The organism is Pseudomonas sp. SDO55104_S430 (genome assembly GCF_054070595.1).
The window spans coordinates 1-4765 of record NZ_JBSVXG010000329.1 but is presented as its reverse complement, the minus strand read 5'-3'; the positions used below and the strand labels follow the sequence as shown (position 1 = coordinate 4765).

Here is a 4765-nt window from a genome sequence, read left to right as displayed (position 1 = left end):
TTCACAGACACTGCAATCAACTCAAAAAACTGTGGGAGCGGGCTTGCCCGCGATGGCGGTGAATCAGCCGATATCGATGGAGACTGACACACCGCTTTCGCGAGCAAGCTTCGCTCCTACAGGTTTCGAGCTGTTCGGAAATACACGTTCAGGCAGCGCCCACGACCCCATTTCGGCTACCCTCTCAAAGCGCCCCCCGCAATCGAAAAGGAGAACTTCCATGCTCAAGCGTACCCTGGCACTGGCCGTCGGCCTGACTCTGTCTGTCTCTACCCTGCTCGCCCAGGCGGCGGAGACGTTGAAGGTCAGTGCGATTCCCGATGAGGCCCCCACTGAACTGCTGCGCAAATTCAAGCCGTTGGGCGCTTATCTGGAGCAGCAGTTGGGCATGAAGGTCGAGTTTGTGCCGGTGAGCGATTACCCGGCGGTGGTCGAGGCGCTGGCCACCGACCGCATCGACATGGCCTGGCTCGGCGGTTTCACCTTTGTCCAGGCACGCTTGAAGACCGGTAATGCGATCCCCCTGGTGCAACGTGAACAGGACGCGAAGTTCACCAGCAAATTCATCACCGCCGACCCGAACGTCAAATCCCTCGCGGACCTGAAGGGCAAGTCCTTCGCCTTCGGCTCGGTGTCCTCCACCTCGGGCAGCCTGATGCCGCGCTATTTCATGCTCAAGGACGGCATCAAGCCGGAAACCTACTTCAGTCGCGTCGGCTACAGCGGCGCCCACGACGCCACGGTCGCCTGGGTCCAGGCCGGCAAGGTCGACGCCGGGGTGCTGAACGCCAGCGTCTGGGAAAAACTGGTGGCCGCCGGCAAGGTCGACACCGACAAGGTCAAGGTGTTTGCCACCACCCCGGCCTATTTCGATTACAACTGGACCGTGCGCGGCAACCTCGACCCGGCGCTGGCGAACAAGATCAAGGCGGCGTTCCTGGCCCTTGATCCGGCGAAACCGGCGGACAAGGAGATCCTCGATCTGCAAGCCGCCAGCCGCTTCATCGAAACCAGCCCCGACAACTACAAGGGCATCGAGGAAGCCGCCCGCGCTGCCGACCTGCTCAAATGACCTTGAAGTTGACCAACATCAGCCTGACCCACGGCAACGGGGTTCAGGCTTTGCGTGACATCAACCTGCAGATCGCGGCCGGCGAACAGGTCGCGATCATCGGCCCGTCCGGCGCGGGCAAGTCGAGTCTGCTCAATCTTCTGGCCACCGCCCTGCGTCCCGGCAGCGGTGAAGTGCAGTTGCTGGGCGAGCACGCGTGGCAACTCTCAGCCCGTCAGCGTCAGCGCCTGCGTGCGCGGATCGGCCTGGTGCATCAGGCGCCGCCGTTGCCGCCGCGTCAGCGGGTAATCACCGCAGTGCTGGCGGGCAAATTGGGGCAATGGAGCCTGGGCAAGAGCCTGCTGAACCTGTTGCATCCAGTGGACATTCCGGGTGCTCGCGCTGCCTTGGCCCGGCTCGATTTGGGCGACAAGCTGTTCGCCCAATGCCAGCAATTGTCCGGTGGGCAGTTGCAGCGGGTCGGTGTGGCGCGGGTGCTGTATCAGGCGCCCGAAGTGCTACTGGCCGATGAGCCTGTGTCGGCGATGGACCCGGTGCTTGCCGGGCACACGCTGACGGTGCTGTGCCGCCATGCCCGTGAACACAAGGTCACCCTGGTCGCCAGCCTGCATGCGGTGGAACTGGCCCTGGGGCATTTTTCGCGGATCATCGGCTTGCGTGACGGGCAGATTCTCTTCGATCTGCCGCCCAATGAAGTCGACCGCGAACTGGTCGACCGCCTCTACGCCAACGAGCAACTGCAATCCCCTCCCGCACCCGTGGCGCCCTTGAGCCTGCAGATTCCGCGATGCTGACCCGCGATTCCCGAGACCCGGCCACCCTTCCCCGCCTGCTGCTCTGTCTGTTGGCGATTGCCTTGCTGTGGCCCGGCATCCGTTTCAGTGAATTGGATCTGGGCGTTCTGGTGGCCAGCGGCAGCCAGAGCGAAATGGGCCGCTTCGTGGCGACCTTCTGGCCGCCGGCCTATGGCGAAGAATTCCTTGAGCTGCTGTGGCAAGCCACCCTGCAAACCCTGGCTATCGCCACTGCCGGTATGACCCTGGCGTTGTTGCTGGCAGTGCCCGCCAGTCTGTTGGCCAGCCGTGCGCTGTCTTTGTCGGCAGCCTCCCGCGCTGGTCGCCCAAGCTTTTTGGGCCGGTTGCTGCGCTGGCCGGTGCGCGGTTTGCTGATCTTTCTGCGCAGCGTGCCTGAGATCGTCTGGGCGCTGCTGTTCGTGCGCGCCGTGGGCCTGGGGCCCACCGCCGGGGTGCTGGCCATCGCCATCACTTACAGCGGCATGCTCGGCAAGGTCTACGCGGAGATTTTCGAATCGGTGGACCAGCGCCCTGCCCACGCCCTGCTGCAAGCCGGCAGCGGTCGGCTGGCGGCGTTCTTCTATGGCGTGCTGCCCAATGTCGCGGCCGAATTGCTGTCGTACACGGTGTATCGCTGGGAATGCGCGATCCGCGCGTCGGTGGTGATGGGTTTTGTCGGCGCCGGCGGCCTGGGCCAGCAGATGGACCTGTCGCTGCGCATGTTCGCCGGCGGTGAAGTGGCCAGCCTGTTGCTGACCTTCCTGGTGCTGGTGCTGCTGGCCGATCAACTCAGCCGTTTGTTGCGCTGGAAGCTGGGATGAATCGCCTGATCAATCTCGTCCTGCTGCTGGGCATCGGCGTCGCGGTGATCGCCTCGTTCGGCTATCTGGGCATCGACCTCGGGGCGCTGGGCGACAGCGGCAACCTCAAGCAAATGGGCGCTTATGCGCAGCGCTTTCTCAGCCCGGATTTGAGCGCCGGTCACTTGCAGGCCATTGCTCATGGTGCGGTGGAAACCATTGCCATGTCTGCCTTAGGCACGTTGCTGGCGGCGGTGTTCGGCCTGGTGTTGGCGTTGCCGGCGGCCGGACGATTTGGCTGGCCGTTCAAGAGCGCCTCGCGTTTGTTGCTCAATGCCTTGCGGGCGATTCCCGAATTGGTGTGGGCGGCGCTGATGGTGCTGGCTGCAGGCCTCGGCCCGAACGCCGGCACTCTGGCGCTGGCATTGCACACCACCGGCGTACTGGGACGGCTGTTCGCCGAAGCCCTGGAAAACACCCCGCCGCAACCCGCTGAAGCCATTCGCCTGCAAGGGGGTAATGCGCTGTGGGCCTTCTGCTACGGCACCCTGCCTAACCTGTTGCCGCAGTTGCTGGCGTATGTGCTGTATCGCTGGGAGAACAACATTCGGATGGCCAGCGTGCTGGGGTTTGTTGGCGCCGGAGGTTTGGGGCAGATGTTGTATGTAAGCCTGAGCCTGTTTCAGGAGGCGCAGGCCAGTACGGTAATTCTGGCGATGTTGCTGCTGGTGTTGGGGGTGGATTCATTGAGTGCGTGGAGTCGGCAGCGGTGGGTTAAAGCCTGAGGTCAGGCCTCGGTTATTTGGCTGACGCTGGTGATCTGCTTGTTCCAGACCATCTCGTAATGCGCCGTCTGGATGATCGACAGCACCGGCCTCGGCGTCATCAGTGCCCAGCAATGGCTGCCCTGCCGGCGCACGGAGTGGTAACGCAACCCCGGGCTTCCCGCCTGCTTAATACTGCGGCCAAAACGATGGGAATCGGTGTAGTCGTCAGGCGCGTAGATCGGATCGGTCAACGCAATACCCGTCGCATCCTGCATCCCCTTGTCCACGAACGAACAGGACAGCCCGCGAAACACAAAGCGCTCGTAATGCAGATCCCGCACCCCGGACCAATATAGCGCCTGATGATGCTGCACCTCGGCCAAGGCCGTCTCCATGGTGTCGGCCAGATACAGCACCCCAAAACTGCCATCGCTGAAGCGCGAGCCCGACGGGTTGACGTGGGTAAAAGGTGCCGTCGCATATGAACAGCCGGTGATCCCGAAGGGAATCTCGCTGCGGGGGATCAACTCCAGCTGCCCCACTTCGTTCTTCAGCCGTGGATTGGTCAGCGCCTGGATCTCGTAGAGCGTCTCGAACTCGTCGGCATCGGCCACGTCGTCGAACATCGCGATCGGCGGAAACTTCGAATTGACCAGTCGATAGGCCTGCAGGGTTACGCCGGCCGATACGGGCAAACCCGTCGGCTTCACCATTGCCCGCCTCGCAGTGCGTCGATCCGGCGAAAGGTTTCGTACAGCGAGATCATGTCGCCTTGGGCCATGATCTCCAGCGGGCTGCGACCGTTGAAGAATTCGTTGTCGTTGGCCATCGAGACGAAGCCGTAGACGTTTTGCGGGTTGTCGAAGATCAGCCGCAGGGTGGCGTGGATGTTCAGAACGAAGCTGATGCGCTGCATCTGGTCCGCATCCAGCGCCACGGCCCAGGCCGGGTCACGTTGACGGGCGCGGGTGTAGGTGCTGCGGGAAATGCGCAGCAGGCGGCAGACCTGATCGCTGCTGGCCTGCCATTTTTCCAGGATTCCGACGGCGGCGCGCAGGCCGGTTACGCATTGGTTTTTGCTGAAGCCCTGAGTTTGGAGGGCGAGTGACATGGTCGGAGCCTTAATCTGCATCTATAGATTCAAAAATATGCTTATTGAATCCATAGAGCAAATCATTTGGATCGGTGGCGTCTGGGCATTTTTATCGCGAGCGGGCTCGCTCCCACAGGGAGGCCCTTGGATGGCCGCAGATTTTGTGGCCACTGGAGATCAAAACTGTGGGAGATTCTATGGTTGAGGGGAAGCTCTCAACCGGCTTTTGGCTGATATTC

6 protein-coding genes are annotated in these 4765 nt (G+C 62.3%); 4 read left to right on the top strand and 2 right to left on the bottom strand.

Going from position 1 to position 4765, the window contains the following annotated elements; all coding sequences use genetic code 11:
- Window positions 1-220: 220 nt before the first annotated feature.
- The 4 genes from ACW9JE_RS28730 to phnE are packed head-to-tail and all read left to right on the top strand — an operon-like array spanning window position 221 to window position 3451.
- Window positions 221-1072, top strand: a complete 852-nt coding sequence (locus ACW9JE_RS28730; protein ID WP_457434678.1) for a putative selenate ABC transporter substrate-binding protein — start codon at window positions 221-223, stop codon at window positions 1070-1072.
- Window positions 1069-1866, top strand: a complete 798-nt coding sequence (locus ACW9JE_RS28725; protein WP_457434677.1) for a phosphonate ABC transporter ATP-binding protein — start codon at window positions 1069-1071, stop codon at window positions 1864-1866. The genes ACW9JE_RS28730 and ACW9JE_RS28725 overlap by 4 nt, the downstream gene beginning before the upstream one ends.
- Window positions 1860-2687, top strand: a complete 828-nt coding sequence (locus ACW9JE_RS28720) for a PhnE/PtxC family ABC transporter permease (RefSeq protein ID WP_457434676.1) — start codon at window positions 1860-1862, stop codon at window positions 2685-2687. The genes ACW9JE_RS28725 and ACW9JE_RS28720 overlap by 7 nt, the downstream gene beginning before the upstream one ends.
- Window positions 2684-3451 carry a phosphonate ABC transporter, permease protein PhnE gene (phnE, locus tag ACW9JE_RS28715; RefSeq protein ID WP_457434675.1) on the top strand — a complete coding sequence of 256 codons (768 nt, stop codon included), beginning with the start codon at window positions 2684-2686 and terminating at the stop codon, window positions 3449-3451. The genes ACW9JE_RS28720 and phnE overlap by 4 nt, the downstream gene beginning before the upstream one ends.
- A 2-nt stretch (window positions 3452-3453) precedes the next feature.
- Here the strand turns inward: phnE and ACW9JE_RS28710 are convergent, their stop codons facing one another.
- Together ACW9JE_RS28710 and ACW9JE_RS28705 are read right to left on the bottom strand one after the other, a co-directional pair.
- Entirely contained in the window at window positions 3454-4146 is a 693-nt protein-coding gene (locus ACW9JE_RS28710; protein ID WP_457434674.1) for an RES family NAD+ phosphorylase, read from the bottom strand.
- Window positions 4140-4544: an antitoxin Xre-like helix-turn-helix domain-containing protein gene (locus tag ACW9JE_RS28705; protein WP_224533259.1), complete on the bottom strand. Its 405-nt coding sequence runs from the start codon at window positions 4542-4544 to the stop codon at window positions 4140-4142. Before ACW9JE_RS28705 ends, ACW9JE_RS28710 begins: the two co-directional genes overlap by 7 nt.
- Window positions 4545-4765 lie beyond the last annotated feature (221 nt).

Bases quoted from the DNA above. Each gene is read 5' to 3' on its own strand.
- phnE (WP_457434675.1), top strand. From the start codon at position 2,684: ATGAATCGCCTGATCAATCTCGTCCTGCTGCTGGGCATCGGCGTCGCG.
- ACW9JE_RS28710 (WP_457434674.1), bottom strand. From the start codon at position 4,146: ATGGTGAAGCCGACGGGTTTGCCCGTATCGGCCGGCGTAACCCTGCAG.
- ACW9JE_RS28705 (WP_224533259.1), bottom strand. From the start codon at position 4,544: ATGTCACTCGCCCTCCAAACTCAGGGCTTCAGCAAAAACCAATGCGTA.
- ACW9JE_RS28730 (WP_457434678.1), top strand. From the start codon at position 221: ATGCTCAAGCGTACCCTGGCACTGGCCGTCGGCCTGACTCTGTCTGTC.
- ACW9JE_RS28725 (WP_457434677.1), top strand. From the start codon at position 1,069: ATGACCTTGAAGTTGACCAACATCAGCCTGACCCACGGCAACGGGGTT.
- ACW9JE_RS28720 (WP_457434676.1), top strand. From the start codon at position 1,860: ATGCTGACCCGCGATTCCCGAGACCCGGCCACCCTTCCCCGCCTGCTG.